This window comes from Cobetia amphilecti, assembly GCF_032923285.1.
Taxonomy (GTDB): domain Bacteria; phylum Pseudomonadota; class Gammaproteobacteria; order Pseudomonadales; family Halomonadaceae; genus Cobetia; species Cobetia amphilecti.
This window is the reverse complement of sequence record NZ_CP136695.1, coordinates 1004286-1021522: the sequence shown is the minus strand read 5'-3', so window position 1 is coordinate 1021522 and position 17237 is coordinate 1004286. Positions and strand designations below refer to the sequence as shown.

12 protein-coding genes are annotated in these 17237 nt (G+C 64.1%); 2 read left to right on the top strand and 10 right to left on the bottom strand.

Going from position 1 to position 17237, the window contains the following annotated elements:
• The first annotated feature begins 114 nt into the window (after window positions 1–114).
• Window positions 115–1335, top strand: coding sequence for an acetyl-CoA C-acyltransferase (locus tag R1T44_RS04365; protein WP_279834538.1), 1221 nt, complete (start codon window positions 115–117; stop codon window positions 1333–1335).
• 147 nt (window positions 1336–1482) lie between these two features.
• On the opposite strand, the gene pstB is transcribed toward R1T44_RS04365, so the two are convergent.
• The 5 genes from pstB to R1T44_RS04340 form a co-directional block, all read right to left on the bottom strand.
• Window positions 1483–2325: a phosphate ABC transporter ATP-binding protein PstB gene (pstB, locus tag R1T44_RS04360; protein ID WP_153635115.1), complete on the bottom strand. Its 843-nt coding sequence runs from the start codon at window positions 2323–2325 to the stop codon at window positions 1483–1485.
• A gap of 81 nt (window positions 2326–2406) precedes the next feature.
• Window positions 2407–3573, bottom strand: a complete 1167-nt coding sequence (pstA, locus tag R1T44_RS04355; RefSeq protein WP_043333976.1) for a phosphate ABC transporter permease PstA — start codon at window positions 3571–3573, stop codon at window positions 2407–2409.
• A gap of 14 nt (window positions 3574–3587) precedes the next feature.
• Window positions 3588–4844 carry a phosphate ABC transporter permease subunit PstC gene (gene pstC / locus R1T44_RS04350; RefSeq protein ID WP_043333977.1) on the bottom strand — a complete coding sequence of 419 codons (1257 nt, stop codon included), beginning with the start codon at window positions 4842–4844 and terminating at the stop codon, window positions 3588–3590.
• A 128-nt stretch (window positions 4845–4972) separates the two neighbouring features.
• The gene (locus R1T44_RS04345; protein WP_107335494.1) at window positions 4973–5989 is read right to left on the bottom strand and encodes a substrate-binding domain-containing protein; all 1017 of its coding nucleotides are present in this window, start codon (window positions 5987–5989) and stop codon (window positions 4973–4975) included.
• A gap of 112 nt (window positions 5990–6101) precedes the next feature.
• Window positions 6102–7319: a Bcr/CflA family multidrug efflux MFS transporter gene (locus R1T44_RS04340; protein WP_317292662.1), complete on the bottom strand. Its 1218-nt coding sequence runs from the start codon at window positions 7317–7319 to the stop codon at window positions 6102–6104.
• Window positions 7320–7643: 324 nt separating this feature from the next.
• Between R1T44_RS04340 and tal the strand changes: the two genes are divergently transcribed.
• Window positions 7644–8582, top strand: a complete 939-nt coding sequence (gene tal / locus R1T44_RS04335) for a transaldolase (RefSeq protein ID WP_043333980.1) — start codon at window positions 7644–7646, stop codon at window positions 8580–8582.
• Window positions 8583–8749: 167 nt separating this feature from the next.
• Here the strand turns inward: tal and R1T44_RS04330 are convergent, their stop codons facing one another.
• The 5 genes from R1T44_RS04330 to hrpA form a co-directional block, all read right to left on the bottom strand.
• On the bottom strand, window positions 8750–9304 hold the full coding sequence (locus R1T44_RS04330; RefSeq protein ID WP_317292661.1) for an STAS domain-containing protein: 555 nt from the start codon (window positions 9302–9304) through the stop codon (window positions 8750–8752).
• On the bottom strand, window positions 9297–10448 hold the full coding sequence (locus tag R1T44_RS04325; protein WP_043333982.1) for a PP2C family protein-serine/threonine phosphatase: 1152 nt from the start codon (window positions 10446–10448) through the stop codon (window positions 9297–9299). Before R1T44_RS04325 ends, R1T44_RS04330 begins: the two co-directional genes overlap by 8 nt.
• A 115-nt stretch (window positions 10449–10563) precedes the next feature.
• Complete coding sequence (locus R1T44_RS04320) at window positions 10564–11325, bottom strand: MlaA family lipoprotein (protein ID WP_107335497.1); 762 nt, start codon at window positions 11323–11325, stop codon at window positions 10564–10566.
• 135 nt (window positions 11326–11460) lie between these two features.
• The gene (locus tag R1T44_RS04315; protein ID WP_317292921.1) at window positions 11461–12645 is read right to left on the bottom strand and encodes a beta-ketoacyl-ACP synthase III; all 1185 of its coding nucleotides are present in this window, start codon (window positions 12643–12645) and stop codon (window positions 11461–11463) included.
• Window positions 12646–13027: 382 nt separating this feature from the next.
• The gene (gene hrpA, locus R1T44_RS04310; protein ID WP_317292660.1) at window positions 13028–17194 is read right to left on the bottom strand and encodes an ATP-dependent RNA helicase HrpA; all 4167 of its coding nucleotides are present in this window, start codon (window positions 17192–17194) and stop codon (window positions 13028–13030) included.
• Window positions 17195–17237: the final 43 nt, after the last annotated feature.

Below are 17237 nucleotides of genomic sequence, written 5' to 3'. Positions count from 1 at the left end.
ATAACTAGCGCTTGCTTGGTTTATGGGATTGAATGGATCAAAGCATAGCCACGCAGTGATCACAACGCCGACTGCACGACTCGATCTTCCAATAACAAGACACAGGAGACCGTCATGACGACCGCTTCCCGCACTACGCCAAGCCCCGCCGCCAGCGCCGATGACATCGTGATTCTCGCCGGCGCCCGCACGCCGATGGGCGGCCTCAAGGGCTCACTCTCGACGCTGAGCGCACCACAGCTGGCTGCCGTGGCCATCAAGGCGGCCATCGAACGCGCAGGCCTTACGCCTGCCGATGTCGACGAGGGCATCTTCGGCTGCGTGCTGCCCGCCGGCGTCAAGCAGGGCCCCGCGCGGCAGGCCATGCGTCAGGCCGGCGTGCCGGACAGCATCGGCGCCACCACCATCAACAAGCTGTGCGGTTCCGGCATGAAGGCCACCATGCTGGCGCATGACCTGATTCGCGCAGGCACCAACCGCATCATGCTGGCCGGCGGGATGGAATCGATGTCCAACGCCCCGCATCTGCTCACCCAGGCGCGTGGCGGCTATCGCCTCGGCCATGGCGAGCTGAAGGACCACATGTTCTTCGATGGGCTGGAAGACGCCGAGACCGGCAAGCTGATGGGCGTGTTCGCCCAGGAAGTGGCCGATGCCCGCGGCTATGACCGCCAGCGCATGGACGACTTCGCCATCGAATCGCTCAGACGTGCCATGACGGCCACCGAATCGGGAGATATCGCACCGGAAATCGCCGCCGTCACGGTCAAGAGCCGCAAGGGCGAGAGCGTGGTCGAGCAGGACGAGCAGCCCTTCCAGGCCAATCTCGACAAGATTCCTACCCTGCGCCCGGCCTTCGCCAAGGACGGCACCATCACCGCCGCCAATGCCAGCTCCATCTCCGACGGCGCCTCGGCGCTGGTGCTGACGCGCCGCGATGAAGCCGAACGACGCGGGCTGGCCGTCAAGGCGCGTATCCTCGGTCACAGCACCCACTCCCAGCACCCCAGCGAATTCACGCTGGCGCCCATCGGCGCCATCGACACGCTGATGAAGCGCCTGGAGTGGACCACGGAAGACGTCGACCTGTTCGAGATCAACGAGGCCTTCGCGGTGGTCACCCTGCTGGCGATGGATGCCCACGACATCCCGCATGACAAGGTCAATGTCTTCGGCGGCGCCTGCGCCCAGGGGCATCCGGTGGGCTCCACCGGCTCGCGCATCATCGTCACCCTGATCAACGCGCTGGAACGCCGCGGCAAGAAGCGCGGCATCGCGGCGCTGTGCATCGGCGGCGGCGAAGCCACCGCGATCGCCGTCGAACTGGAAGGCTGATCCACCAGCAGACACTGAGCCAACCTGATGCTTGAAACGACACGAGGCCCGGATCATGGATCCGGGCCTCGTGTCGTCGTGCGGCCTGCGATGCTCTCAGGAAGCGCTCAGGGGCTCAGCCATCCGAGCCCCTGACGCAGGCGCCGCTTAGCCATAGCGACCGGTGATGTAGTCCTCGGCCTTCTTGGTATTCGGGTTGGAGAACATGGTCTTGGTGTCGTTGTACTCCACCAGCTCACCCATGTGGAAGAAGGCGGTGTAATCGGCGACACGCGCCGCCTGCTGCATGTTGTGCGTCACGGTGACGATGGAGAACTGGGTCTTCAGCTTGTCCATCAGGTCTTCGATGGTCGCGGTGGAGATCGGGTCAAGCGCCGAGGTCGGCTCATCCATCAGGATGACGTCCGGCTTGACCGCGATGGCACGCGCGATGCACAGACGCTGCTGTTGACCACCGGACAGCGAGGTGCCCGGCTGGTCGAGAATGTCCTTCACCTCTTCCCACAGACCCGCATCACGCAGCGCGCTCTCGACCAGATCATCCTTGTCGGCGCGACGGCTGACCAGGTCGTGCATGGTCGGCGCGTAGGCGATGTTGTCGTAGATGGACTTGGGGAACGGGTTCGGCTTCTGGAACACCATGCCGACGCGACGACGCAATGCCACTTCATCCATGTTGCGCGCGTTGACGTCACGGCCATCCATCTCGACCAGACCTTCGATGCGCACGCTGCGGATCAGGTCATTCATGCGGTTCAGGCAGCGCAGGAAGGTCGACTTGCCACAACCGGACGGGCCGATCAGGGCGGTGACGTTCTTCTGGAAGACATCGATGTTGATGTTCTTCAACGCCTGCTTCTCGCCGTACCACAGGTTGAGGTCTTCCACGCGAATGGCCAGCTCGTGGTTGGCATCTTCGTTGATGACGACCGGGCTACCGGGACGAGTGGCGGCGGCAGGCTTGGCGGGAGTGGCGACGGTGCTGTTCATGTCTCGTATTCCTTGATGAGTCGTGGGCCAGGGCTAAGGGTGGAAGGCGACCGGCCAATCGGCGGGCCGCCTCGCAGCTGCCTACCAGCGACGCTCGAATTTCTTGCGCAGCATCACGGCTGCGGCATTGAGTAGGATCAGCACTGACAGCAGCACCAGGATGCCCGCCGCAGTACGTTCAACATAGGCCTGCTCCGGCTCGCCCGCCCAGGTGAATATCTGGGCCGGCAGCACGGTGGCAGCCTGGGTGATGGCGGTCGGCGCATCCGGAATGAAGGCCACCATGCCGACGATGATCAACGGCGCGGTCTCGCCCATCGCCTGTGCCAGGCCGATGATGGAACCGGTCAGGATTCCCGGCAGTGACAGCGGCAGCACATGGTCACGCACCACCTGCCAGCGGGAGCAGCCGACGCCGAAGGCGGCCTGACGAATGGTGTCCGGTACGCTGCGCAGCGCCGAGCGCGTGGTGATGATGATCACCGGCAAGGTCATCAGACCCAGCGTCAGACCACCGACCAGCGGGGAGGAACGCGGCATGCCGAAGAAGTTGATGAAGATCGCCAGACCCAGCAGACCGAACAGGATCGACGGCACCGCCGCCAGGTTGTTGATGTTGATCTCGATGGCCTGGGTGAAGCGGTTGTCCGGAGCGAACTCCTCCAGATAGACCGCCGTCAGCACGCCGACCGGGAAGGCGAAGGCCAGCGTGACCAGCAGCGTCAGGATCGTACCCATCGCGGCCGACCAGATACCGGCGTATTCCGGCAACTTCGAATCACCGGTGGTGAAGAAGTTGATGTTGAACTTGAGCTCGGCCGTGCCGTTCTCGATCATGCGGTCCAGCACGGCAGTCTGCTTGGGCTTCAGGTGTGACTTGTGGCCCTTGAGGTACTGATCGACCTGGTCATCGGCGATCACCCAGCGGTCGATCGTCTGTCCCATCAGGCTGGCGTCAGCGGCCATGTCACGCGGCAGCTGGCGCAGCCAGCCGCGGCTGACCAGATCACGCACGTCTTCTTCCACCGCTGCCAGCGGGATTTCCTGCGACTGCTCGCTGTAGGTGACCGGCACGTGCAGTTCTGCCTGCTGGAAGGCCGGATAGCCGCGCATGACCATGTCGCCGATGAAGACCACCAGGAAGGTGGCGGCCAGGGCGAGTGCGCCCATGGACATGAATTTCAGGCGCTTGGTGCGGCGATGACGGCCCTTCAGCTGGGCCGAGATATCGTCGAATGAATGGCTCATGTCTAGTCTCGGCCTCAGAGGTTGTTGGCGCTGTACTTCTCACGGAAGCGGCGGATCAGGACCACCGAGACCATGTTCAGCAGCAGAGTGACAACGAACAGCACCAGACCCAGCGCGAAGGCCGACAGTGTCTCGGCACTCGCGAATTCCTGGTCGCCGGTCAACGCGGCAACGATGCGCACCGTGACGGTGGTCATGTCTTCCAGCGGGTTGGCGGTCAGGTTCGGACGCATGCCCGCCGCCATCACCACGATCATCGTCTCGCCGAGGGCGCGTGACATGGCCAGCAGAGACGCGGAGATGATGCCCGGCAACGCGGCCGGCAGGATGACGTTGCGGATGGTCTCGCCGTGGGTCATGCCCAGCGCCAGAGAGCCCTGACGCATGGTGTCCGGCACGGAAGTGATGACGTCATCGGACAGTGAGGAAATGAACGGAATGATCATGATGCCCATGACCAGACCCGGCGCCAGCGCGTTGTTGTAGGACGCCTCGATGCCCAGTGGCGAGAAGATGTCGACGATCAGCGGCGCGACGGTGATGGCGGCGAAGAAGCCGTAGACCACGGTCGGGATACCGGCGAGCACTTCCAGCACCGGCTTGGCGACGGTACGCACGCTCTCGGGGGCGAACTCTGCCATGTAGACCGCGGCGAGCAGGCCGATGGGAATGGCCACCAGCATCGCGATCAGGGTGATCATGAAGGTACCGGCGAACAGCGGTACGGCACCGAAGTTGGCGGTACTCTCGACACCTTCACCACGGCCGGCGGCCATCTGGAAGCTGTTGCCCGGATCCCAGGTGGTGCCGGTGATGAAGGTCCAGAAGCTTTCCATCTGGAAGAAGCGGATGGCCTCGAAGATGATCGAGACCAGAATGCCGAACGTCGTGACGATGGAGATCATCGCCGCGCCGATCAACACATAACGAATGAGGGTCTCGATGGCATTGCGCGCATGGAAATCAGGCTTCACCAGGGCGAGGCCGATGACCAGGCCGACGGCTGCGACGACCAGACTGGCGATCAGCAGCTGCATGCCTTCGATATCGATATCTGCGGTGGCAATCGCAACGACGGCTGCCAGACCGACCAGCAGAGCAGGCCCTGCGCTGGAGATTGCCGTGAACCAGCCGTACTGATCCGGCTGGGCGTACATTTCAGCACCGCTGGCACGCACACGCTGTGCCTTGCTGCGGCCGCTGAAGAAGGCCACCAGGCCAGCCAGCGCCACGATGCCTATGAAGAAGAGAAAGATCTGCTGAGTCTGCATCTTTCGGGTCCCGGAGTCGCGTTGTTCACAGGGGGAAGGCTTCATGCCTTGCGAAACCCTGCGACCAGTCAAGCAAACGGGCCGGCTGCCAAGGGCAACCGGCCGCGTCAGAGGGTCAGCTGCGTTGCTTACTTCTGGAGATCGGCCAGAGTCAGCTTGGTGCGCTCAGCGACCTGCTCGCGAAGCGTGGCGCGCTCTTCCTTCGGCAGCGGGATCAGACCGATGCCCTTCAGGTAGCCCAGCTCACCGATCATCTTCTCGCTCATGAACAGGTCGTTGTAGGCCTGCTGAGCCGGCACGTCATCCTTGTGCTGGTTCTTCACGTAGTAGAACAGGGAGCGGGAGACCGGGTACTCGCCAGAGGAGATGGCATCGGCTTCCGGCTGCACGCCATCGATGGAAGCACCGACGACCTTGTCAGCATTCTCTTCGAGGAAGGAGTAGCCGAAGATACCGAAGGCTTCGGTGTTCTCGACCAGCTTCTGGATGATCAGGTTGTCATTCTCGCCGGCAGCGATGTAGTGACCGTCCTGACGGATGTTGGTGTAACCCTCACCGCCGTAGCCTTCCATCTCTTCGGTGGAGACTTCCATCACCAGCTCTTCGAAGGCGTCACGGGTACCGGAAGTGGAAGGCGGCCCGTAGACGGTGATCTTGCGGTCCGGCAGGGAGGAGTCGATCTCGGACCACTTGGTGTAGGGGTTGTCGACCAGCTTGCCGTCGACCGGCACCTGAGCGGCGACCGCCAGGGTGATCTGCTCACGGGTCAGGTCCATGCTGCCATCGCGGACAGACTGGGCGAAGGCGATACCGTCGAAGCCGATCATGGCTTCGGTGATATCGGTCACGCCGTTCTCTTCACAGCGCTCGAATTCAGACGTCTTCATGCGACGAGAGGCGTTGGTGATGTCCGGAGTGCTGTCACCGACACCTTCACAGAACAGCTTCATGCCGCCGCCGGAACCGGTGGATTCGATGACCGGAGTCGGGAAATCGCTGGTGGCACCCAGCTCTTCAGCGACGTAGCTGGAGAACGGATAGACCGTGGAAGAACCCACGATGCGCAGCTGTTCACGGGCTTCTGCAGCACCAACTGATGCAGCGATGACAGCCACTGCGAGACCGGACTTGAGGAACGCCTTCATGCCTGAAACTCCTTGCGATAGGAATGAGCCAGTGAGGTGGCTTCTTGTCTACAGGGAGTACCTTGCCAAGCATTCATGACAACTGTGTGACAGTCGCCGGCTCAAGCCTTTCTCAGTCGGACGGCGTCTCATGGCGCGCCAGGGCGCGGCGCCCTGCCAGCACCCGCAGCAGAATATTGCTGACCAGCGCCGTGCCCAGTATGCCGAGAATCATCGGCCACAGGCTGTCCATCGCCAGACCTGCGATCAGCATGCCGATCACGGCGCCACTGGCAAACTGCATGCTGCCGATCAGCGCATTGGCCGTGGCGCTGATGCGCGGGAAATACTCCAGCGCCGAGGAGATCGCGTTGGGCGCCACCATGCCGTTGGCCCCGACGAACACCATCAGCAGCGGCGCGATGACGTAGAGCAGGTCCAGCCCCAGTGCCAGCGCCGATACCAGCAGGATGGCCGCAGACAGCTGGATACCGATGCCGATGCGCAGCAGACGCGGCGGCGACAGGCGTGACAGCAGGCGCACGTTGAGACGGTTGGCGGTGAACATGAACAGGATGTTGGCGCCGAACAGCACCGGGTACCAGGCCGCCGTCACTCCGAAATGCTGCATATAGACGTAGGGCGACGCGGTGATGAAGGCAAACATGCCACCGAAGCCCATCGCCTGCGTCAGCGCATAGCCCATCGCCGGCCCGTGGCGCAGCACGCTGGCATAGTCACGCGCGACCTGCAGGAGGCTGGCCGGCGGCTCGTCCGCCTCACGCTTGCGCCGGGTCTCGGGCAAGCGCAGCGGCAGCACCACCAGCAGGAAGGCGGCATAGGCGGCCAGGAAGGCGAAGATCAGCCACCAGCCCGCCATGCCCAGCAGCAGACTGCCGATGGCAGGCGCGATCAAGGGCGCCAGCATCATGATCACCGCGACGGTGGACAGCACCTTGGCCGCCTCGCGGCCACTGAAGCAATCGCGCACGATCGCCGAGGAATTGACCACCGAGGCGCCGCCGCCCAGCGCCTGCAGGAAGCGCAGCGCATAGAGCCCCTCGAGGCTCTCGACCTGGGTGATGGCCAGACTCGCCAGCAGGAAGACGAAGATGCCTGACAGCAGGACCGGCTTGCGCCCGATACGGTCTGACAGCGGGCCGAAGATCAACTGCCCCAGCGAGAAGCCGAGCAGGAAGACCGACAGCGACAGCTCCGTATGGTGCACCGTGGTCGCCAGGTCTTCTGCCATGGCCGGCAGTGCCGGCAGATAGGCATCGATGGCCAATGGAGCCAGGGCCGTATTGGCCGCGACCAGCAAGGCCAGCTGACGGGTTTGACGCTTGTCCACATCCCCTCCTGCAATCGTTTGTCGATGGTATGTCCACGTGCCGAAAACGCCACGCCCTTGCCGTCAGATGACGACAGTGGGCGCGCCGCCGCACAATTGATACAGTTGACCTACACAGGTGACGAATGTCACATCACGCTGATGAAATCCCCGCGGATCATCCACTTGGGGCGATCGGCCCGAGATGTCTTCACAGCCGGCAGGCGTGGGTGCACACTCGGTGGCAGCGCTCGCTCCGGCGGCTCCTGCCCTTCACCTCTTGCCTTATTCATGAGGGCCACTCACCCCTTCGGGTGGCTCACGCTCAGTACAGGAAACTCTTGCATGGCACAGGACAAGCTCTCCCAACTCAAGGAAATGACCACCGTCGTCGCCGACACCGGTGACCTCGAGGCCATTCGTCGCTTCGCGCCCACTGATGCTACCACCAACCCGTCACTGATCCTGCAGGCCGCTCAGGACCCGTCACGTCGCGAGCGCCTGACCGAAGTCGCGCGCAAGGCCACCGACATCGATGATGCCGTCGATGCCGTGGCCGTGGATATCGGTACCGAGATCGCCGGCCTGGTGCCGGGCTATGTCTCCACCGAGGTCAGCGCCCGTCTGTCCTTCGATGCCGACGAGACCATCCGTCGCGCGCATCGCATCATCGAGCGCTACGCCGCCAATGGCGTCGGTCAGGAACGCATCCTGATCAAGACCGCCTCCACCTGGGAAGGCATTCGCGCCGCCGAGAAGCTCGAGCGCGAAGGCATCCGCACCAACCTGACGCTGCTGTTCAGCTTCGCCCAGGCCCAGGCCTGTGCCGATGCCGGCGTGACGCTGATCTCGCCCTTCGTCGGTCGTATTCTCGACTGGCACAAGGCCAATCAGCCGGATGCCGACTTCAGCGGCGACAACGACCCGGGCGTGAAGTCGGTCAAGGCCATCTACGAGCACTACAAGGGCCACGGCTACAAGACCATCGTGATGGGCGCCAGCTTCCGCAACACCGGCGAGATCGAAGCGCTGGCCGGCTGTGACCGTCTGACCATCTCGCCGGCACTGCTGGGTGAGCTGGCCGAGAGCACCGGCCCGCTGGAACGTCGCCTGCTGGCCGCCGATGCCGAGCAGAACGTGCCGGAAGTGCTGACCGAGTCCAACTTCCGCTGGGACATGAACGAAGATGCCATGGCCACAGAGAAGATGGGCGAAGGGATCCGCAAGTTCATGGCTGATCAGCGCAAGCTCGAGACTCTGCTGGCCGAACTGCGCAGCCACTGAGCCAACGGAGCATAGCGCCGATGATGAGCTCTTGTTAAGCAAGAGCTCATTGAATGGCCAAGGCAACAAAAAGCGCCTGCCGTGTTTCACGGCAGGCGCTTTTGCATTGTGCTGTCAGGTTCGTGCTTTCAGCAGCGTGCTGTCAGGCTCAACGTCCCAGCGCGCCTTCAGTGGGGCTGGCGATGCTCCTCGCTTTCCAGCAGCTCGATCAGCGGCTGGAATTCCAGGCGGTTGTGGCCGTTCAGGCACATCAACAGCCGGTGAGCCTCGAGAATGCGTCCGCGCAGCTCCTGTTCCTGCTGGGGCGAGGCATCGGCGTCATCCTGAGACGCGTTCAGCGCTGGCGCGTTGCAGCAGGAAGCCCCGTCCAGATCGGCCTGGTCCGCCTCCGGCAGGCTGCCGGCGTCCACGACACTGGCCACCTCGTCGAACCCCATCACCTTGAGCATGGTCAGCACGTCGGGATGGGCAGCCACCACCTGCGCCGGCATCACCAGCCGGTCGCGGACCGCCAGCGCCAGCTTGGCCAGAAAGCCCAGTGCGGTGGAATCGACATTGGTCGCTTCGCGCAGATCGATGATCACGCTTTCCAGTCCCTCAACCGCAGCCACGCGCTGTACCTGCTGATCCAGCGTGGCACACAGCGTCAGGCGTACATCACCGGATAGCTTGAGCACGAACAGGCCGTCTTCGAACACGGCCTGGATACGTCCTTCATCCATCATGGAATCCTGTCAGCGTCATCAAGGTAAGGTCATCCGGCAGCTCGCCATCCAGCGCCAGTCCACGACGCAATCCTTGCACATCCTCACTGCTCAGAATCCGTTGATGCAGTGCTCGAGTCCTGTCCTCCAGCGCCTCGCCCGGCAGGCATTCCAGTACACCATCACTGGCCAGCCACAGACGGAAGCGCTCAGGAAGCGCCACACGATACGCTGGATAGCGGGTGTCTGGGAAGAGCCCCACCGGCCGACCGCTGCCTTCCAGCTCACGCAGTTCGCCGTCGGGCGTGACCAGTACCGGCATCGGCAGCTGGGCGCCCAGGGTGTAATGCAGCGTGCGCGTGTCACGGTCCATCACACCACACATCACCGTGGCATGCTTGCCGATACCACTGTCGATCAGTTCACGGTTGAGCAGTGCCAGCCACTCGGGGCCGAAGGTTTCCGGCGTATGTTCCTCCCAGTGGCGGATCGCGCGTGCGAACAACAGCTTGAGCAGCACGGTCACGAAGGCCGACGAGGCGCCATGCCCGGAGACATCCGCAAAGTAGAACAGGCTGAAGCGTTCGTCGATCGCCTGATACTCGAGGAAGTCACCCGACAGATACAGCGACGGCGACAGGCAGTACTCATAACTGACGCCATTGATGTGCTGCCCGCTCTGGGGCAGCAGACGCTGCTGGATCTGGCCACCGGCCTGCTGGTCCTGACGCAGCAGCGCCAGATGCGTCTCCAGGTGCTCGTTGAGCTCCTCGAGGCGCGCGCGTGCCTTGGCGTGCTCATGGGCCAGCTGGTGATGCTCCGCCGCCCGCTTGAGCAGACTGCGCAATACCGAGCCATGCTCGCGCGGCGAGATGAGGTAATCGACCAGCCCGGCCTCCACCGCCGGCAGCAGGCATTCATCGCCACGGCTCTCGGCCACCACCACCGTCGGCAGGCGCTCGGCCAGCCGCGCCCACTCATGACTGGAAACGGCCTCGACATGCGCGACCACCACCGCCACCCCGCTGGGCAGTGTCGCGATGCCATCACAGGCCGCCACCGCACAGCGTTCATCCGTCAACAGGTTCGCCAGCGCATCACGCCGCGAGCCGGGAAGATCAATCAGACCGATCAACAGACGCTTGCCTTGCTCATCCGCCATGCCAACCCCTCATTCCCGTCCTTACTGCCATCCACTCGCAGTCTTGATGCTGCTTGCCCTCGCGACCGGCACCACTGACCCTTCACGGTACCGGTCGCCTGCTGCGGGTGACGCGTTACTGGCTGTCGTCTTCCGGTGCGAAGGCACCGTCGAGATCGGCATCATCGAAGCTGTCGCTGGCGAAGGGATCATCGCCCAACTTGCCATCGTTGATCTCGAAGTTGCGGCGCTGCAGGTAGGCATCACGAATGAAGCTGTAACGATCGCCCTGGATCAGCTTCTCCTGCTCGAGCAGACCGGCACGGGTATCGACCAGATCCAGCGCCTTCAGGCCGTAACGCACCTTGTCGTCTTCGACGTAGTTGACGGGATCAGCGAAGTAATCCACCGGCATGCCCGCGGTATCACGCACGGTACTCGGACCGAACAGCGGCAGCACGAGATACGGCCCCTGCCCTGCACCCCAGACGGCAAGCGTCTGACCGAAGTCTTCCTCGTCCACTGTCCAGCCAAGCTCGCTGGCCGGATCGAACAGGCCGCCGATGCCGACGGTGGAGTTGAGCAGCAGACGGCCGGTGGAGACACCGGCATTGGCCCACTTCCACTGCAGCACCGAGTTGAACATGGTGCGGACCTCTCCCAGATTGGAGAAGAAGTTGCCCACGCCATCCTGTACCAGCTCCGGCGTCACATAGTCATAGCCCTGCGCGACCGGCTTGAGGGCATAGCGGTCCAGGGTGTCATTGAAGGTATAGACGTTACGGTTGAAGCCCTCCCAGGGGTCCTGAGGGTTCGGCTCGCTGTCTCCGGTACTGGCGCAACCCGCCAGCAGGGACATGGCCAGCAGTGCCGGCAGGGAAGTCTTGATCGTGTGCATCTTGTCACCTGTAAGTCTATTGGATTCCTGCAGCGGTCCTTGCCACATCCCTGGCTGTCAGGTCCGGTCTTCTTTATACGTTCCGCGCCCGCCAAGAGCCAGCACAGGCCACGTGGATTCGCGCAATGTCCTGCTTCAACCGCAGCGTTTCAGGAGCACGCTGCCGGCACTGTAGCCTGCCCCGAAAGAACACAATACCCCCAGGCTCCCCGGCGCCAGATCAGCGTGATGGAGGTGGAAGGCGATCACCGAGCCCGCGGAGCTGGTATTGGCGTAGCGATCGAGAATGATCGGCGCCTCCTCGCTCGACGGGTCACGCCCGAGCACACGTCGCGCGATCATGTCGTTCATGTGGCGGTTGGCCTGGTGCAGCCACATGCGATCAAGATCACCGCCGTCTGCCTCGATCTCGCCCAGATGGGTGGTGATCAGCTCGGCCACCATCGGGCAGACCTCACGGAAGACACGACGCCCTTCCTGGATGAACAGCTTGTCATCGGCCTTTACACGATGGCTTGCGCTGTCGAGTGTCATCGCGGATGCCACGTCGTCCTCAAGCACTGCCGTGCGATTGAGGAAGCCGAAATTGTTGCGTATCGCGTTGGAGAAGCGCGTCACCAGGCGCGTGCCGAGCACCTCGAAGCCATCGGTGCGCGTGGCGACATCCGCCGCTTCCAGCACCACGGCCGTGCAAGCATCCCCGAAGATGAAGTGGCTGTCACGGTCGCGGAAGTTGAGATGCGCACTGCAGATCTCCGGATTGACCATCAGCACACGCCTGGCACTGCCGCTGCGAATCGCGTTGGCGGCGGTCTCGATGCCGAAGGTGGCGGAGCTGCACGCCACGTTCATGTCGAAGGCATAGCCACCGGCATCAAGCGCGGCCTGCAGTTCCACCGCCACCGCCGGATAGGGGCGCTCGAGGTTGGAACAGGCCACGATGACCAGATCCAGGTCCGCGGCGTTGACGCCCGCCGCCGCCAGCGCTTCACGCGCGGCCGCCACGCCCATCTCGCACTGCACCGAGGGCTGGTCATTGGCGCGCGCCGGCAGGCGTGGGCGCATGCGCTCCGGATCGAGAATGCCCTCGGCATCCAGCACGTAGCGGCTGTGGATACCCGAGGCCTTGACGATGAATTCGGCGCTGGACTCGGTGCGCGCCTCTCGCTCACCACGTGCGATGGCGTCGGCATTGGCGGCATTGTCCGCCGCCACCCAGGCATTGAAGGACGCCACCAATGCCTCGTTGCTGATGGCATTGGGCGGCGTGTAGAGCCCGCTGCCGGTGATCAGTACGCGATGATTGCCGCTGGCGCTCATGGACTGACCGGCGTTGGCGTGTTGCGTATCGGCAGCGTGATCATTGTCATTGTTTGGCATGCATCCACTCCTGACAGTGCTATCCCGCGGGATATCACCAGAATTGAGCGGGGCACGACCCGGCGCCGCGTCGTCATGCCCCATGTTCAGTGTACGCTGTCTCGGCGATTCCAGACGCCCGAGTCAACATTTGTCGGGCGATCACAGTGAATGCTTAAACAGCAATTCCTGTCTGCAGCTTGGGCCATCCCGCCGCGGCACGCCTCCACGTACCGGTCACGCAAGCCCCTGATGCCACGCACAGCGCCCTGGAATGGCCCAGACAAGGCAGAGCTTCAGCCAGGACAGAGCTCCAGCCAGGGCAGAGCCCAGCCTCAGGACATCAGCGGCGCGCCATCAGCTCCTGCCAGCGCTTCTCGAGGCGCTTGGCGGAGACGGTCTCCAGGGTGCCAAGCTGCTGGGCAAACAGCGAGACGCGCAGTTCCTGCAGCCACCAGCCGAACTCTTCCAGCTCCGCATCCGGCAGCCCCTGCTCGCGCGCCTTGCTCAGGCGGGCATCAAGACGGGATTCGAAGCCCTTGACCTCCTCCATGTCACGCTGGTCGCGCATGCGCTCACGCGGCGCCTTGTCGAGACGGATCAGCATCGCCTCCACATAGCGCGGCAGCTGATGCAACCATTCACCGGAGGCCTGAATGAAGCCCGGCGTGATCAGGCGCGCCTGCTGGGCCTTGAGATCAGCCACCACCAGCGCCATCGAGAAGTCGATCTTGCCCTTGAGGCGCTTGGAAAGCTCCAGATGCTGCTTGAGTGCGGCTTCCAGCGGCTTGAGCAGCGCCTCGGCGTGCGGCACCAGCTCGGCCCGCTTGTCATCGAGACGCGCCTGCAGTTCGCTACGTGAACGCGGCAGCGGCTCGACGGCCATCACCTGCTCGAAGACGCTGTAGATGAAGTCATCCGCCAGCTGGCGACGCGTGCCGACCTTGGCGAACAGCAGCGCACAGCGCTCCAGCGCCTTGAGGTCACGGTCCAGATAGCGCACCTGGTCCGGCAGGCGTGCCATCGCCAGGCGCGTGATGCCATCACGGTGCGCGGCGGCGGCCTTGGCCGGATGATCGAACAGCTCCACGCTCAGATTCTGCTCGACCTGAGCCGTCGCGCTGGCAGGCGCATGGCTGGACGGCGCGCTGTTCTTGCCGGTCTTGCGCGCCAGCTTGCGCTGCTTGGCGCTCATGCCGCTGTCGGCAGGCGCCGCCGCCTTCACCACCAGCGCCGGGTAGGCCTCGACGCGGATGCCCGCCTGGGTGGTGCTGTGCGAGGTGGCGATCGGCGTCTCCGGCAGATCTTCCAGCACTTCGCTGTCGGCTTCACGACTGCGGCTGGCCATCGCCCGCGCGGCGGCCGCGGCCGAGTCCTTGAAGCGAGCCTCCAGCGCTTCGAGATCACGCCCTTCGCCCAGCACCTTGCCGTCCTGATCGACGATGCGCAGGTTCATCTTCAGGTGCGGTTCCAGCGTTTCGGGCGCCCAGGCATCCTGCGGCAGGCGCAGGCCAGTCTTGATGCGCATGAACTCGGCCAGCGCATCGGTCAGCGGCACGTCGTCCGGGGTCAGCGCCTCAAGTGCGGCATCGACCCAGTTGGGAATCGGCACCACCTGCTTGCGGTACTGCTTGGGCAGCGACTTCATCAGCGCGATGGCCTTGTCACGCAACAGCCCCGGCACCAGCCATTCGATGCGATAGCGCGGCAGCTGCGAGAGCATCGCCGCCGGTACGATCATCGTCACGCCGTCATCCACCGCACCGGGCGCGAAGTGATAGCTCAGCGGGTAGGCGACGCTGTTGTGATGCAGCTGTTCGGGGTAGCGCGCGACGGTGACTTCCTCGGCGTCGCGCGCCATCAGGTCATCGAGATTCAGATGCAGGACATCGGGGTTGTCGCGCTCAGCCTCCTTGCGCCACTTGTCGAAGCTGCGCCCGTTGTAGATGCCTTCCGGAATCCGCTCGGCATAGAAGGCGAACAGCGTCTCTTCGTCGACGAGGATGTCCCGCTTGCGCGCGCGGTCCTCAAGCTCACCGACCTCATCCATCAGGCCGCGATTGTGGGCGAAGAACGGCGCACGGGTCTGGAATTCGCCCTCGACCAGCGCACGGCGAATGAACAGCTCGCGGGACTCTTCCGGCGCCAGCGGGCCGTAATGCACCTTGCGCGCGGTGACGATGGGCAGCCCGAACAGGGTCACCTGCTCACTGGCGACCACCTGGGCACGTTTCATCTCCCAGTGCGGCTCGCTGTAGCTGCGCTTGACCAGATGCTCGGCCAGCGGCTCGACCCACTCGGGCTTGATCGCCGCGACCTGACGCGCGTAGAGCTTGGTGGTCTCGACCATCTCGGCCGCCATCACCCACTTGGGCGACTTCTTGGCCACACCGGAGCCCGGGTGAACGAAGAAGCGTCGGTTGCGCGCGCCGAGATACTCGCGGTTTTCCTGCTTGAGGCCGAGATTGGAGAGCAGCCCGGTCAGCAGCGCGCGATGCAGTGACTCGTGATCGATGGCCACCGACGGGCGGCGGCCCTGTCCCGGTGAGGCCAGTACCCGCGCGGTGACCTCGGCCTGCGCCTCGGCGTCGCGCTCGTGCTGGGCGCTGGTCATCTCCAGCCCCAGGTCGCGCGTCAGCTGCTTGAGCTGACGGAAGGTGTCATGCCACTCGCGCAGGCGCAGATAATTGAGGAAGCGCGCCTTGCACCAGCGGCGCAGCGGGTTGGCACCCAAGGCATCACGCGCCAGTTCGAAGCCTTCCCACAGATTCAGCCAGCTGACGAAGTCGGAGTTGTCGTCATCCCACTCGTGGTGGATCTGATCGGCCTGCTGGCGCTTGTCGGCGGGGCGCTCGCGCGGGTCCTGGATCGACAGCGCACTGACGATGATCAGCACTTCACGCAGACAGCCGCGCGTGGCGCCCTCAAGCACCATGCGCGCCAGACGCGGGTCGATGGGCAGACGCGCCAGGGTGCGGCCATCACGGCTCAGACGGTTGTGTTCATCCACCGCGCCCAGTTCGCGCAGCAGGCGGAAGCCATCGGTGACGAAGCGCGAATCCGGCGCATCGACGAAGGGAAACTTCTCGATATCGCCGAGCTTGAGCGACAGCATCGACAGGATCACCGAGGCCAGGTTGGTGCGCTGGATTTCCGGCTCGGTGTATTCCGGGCGCGCGAGGAAGTCCTCCTCGCTGTAGAGGCGGATGCACAGGCCTTCGGCGATACGCCCGCAGCGGCCCTTGCGCTGATTGGCGCTGGCCTGGCTGATCGGCTCCACCGGCAGACGCTGGATCTTGGAGCGATAGCTGTAGCGGCTGATGCGCACCAGGCCCGGGTCGATCACGTAGCGGATGCCCGGCACGGTCAGCGATGTCTCGGCGACATTGGTGGCCAGCACGATGCGGCGGCCACGATGCGGCTGGAAGACGCGGTTCTGCTCTTCGTTCGAGAGTCGCGCGTACAGCGGCAGCACCTCGGTATCACGCAGCTGGGCGCGACGCAGGGTGTCCGCGGTGGCGCGGATCTCGCGCTCGCCGGGCAGAAAGATCAACACGTCACGCGGGCCCTGCATCCAGCCCTTCTCGCGCTCGATCACCGACAGCTCTTCCACCGCGCGCAGGATGCCTTCCTGCAGGCTGAGGTCTTCCTCATCCTCGGCATCGCGCACCAGCGGCAGGTACTGGGTCTCGACCGGGAAGTTGCGCCCGCTGACCGAGACGATGGGCGCCGGCGTGCCATCCTGGGCCGCGAAGTGCTGACTGAAGCGCTCCACGTCGATGGTCGCCGAGGTGATGATGATCTTGAGGTCCGGACGGCGCGCGGTGAGACGCTTGAGGTAACCGAGCAGGAAGTCGATGTTCAGACTGCGCTCGTGGGCCTCATCGATGATGATCGCCTCGTAGCGGCTCAGGTCCGGGTCATGCTGGGTTTCCGCCAGCAGGATACCGTCGGTCATCAGCTTGATCAGCGTCGACGGGCCGGTGGTGTCGTTGAAGCGCACCTGATACCCGACCGTCTCGCCGAGTGTCGTCTCGAGCTCCTCGGCCAGACGCGCCGCCACCGAGCGCGCCGCCAGACGGCGTGGCTGGGTGTGGCCGATCAGGCCGTTGCGTCCCAGCCCCATCTCCAGACACAGCTTGGGCAGCTGGGTGGTCTTGCCCGAGCCTGTCTCACCGGCGACCACCACGATCTGATGCTCGGCAAGCGCGGCGAGGATGTCTTCGCGACGCTCCACCACCGGCAGTTCCGGCGGATAGTTGAGCGCGGCGGGGGTCTGCCAGCGTGCCAGTGCCGTCTCGCGGGCGGCGCGCTGGGCGATGCTCGCCTCCAGGCGGCTCTCGATATCGTTGATGGCACGATCGACCGGCTTGCCTTCCTTGAGACGCCGCCGCAGGCCAGCCAGGCGCTTGCCCAGCTCGCGCTGATCACGGCTCAGGGCGCGTTCAAGGCGAGCCGCGAGGGCTTCAAGACGCGCATGTTCGGACGGTGCGGTAGCGGTGTCGCTCAAGGACTGCCTCTTCTCAACCAGCGACCACACGCCACGCGCGCAG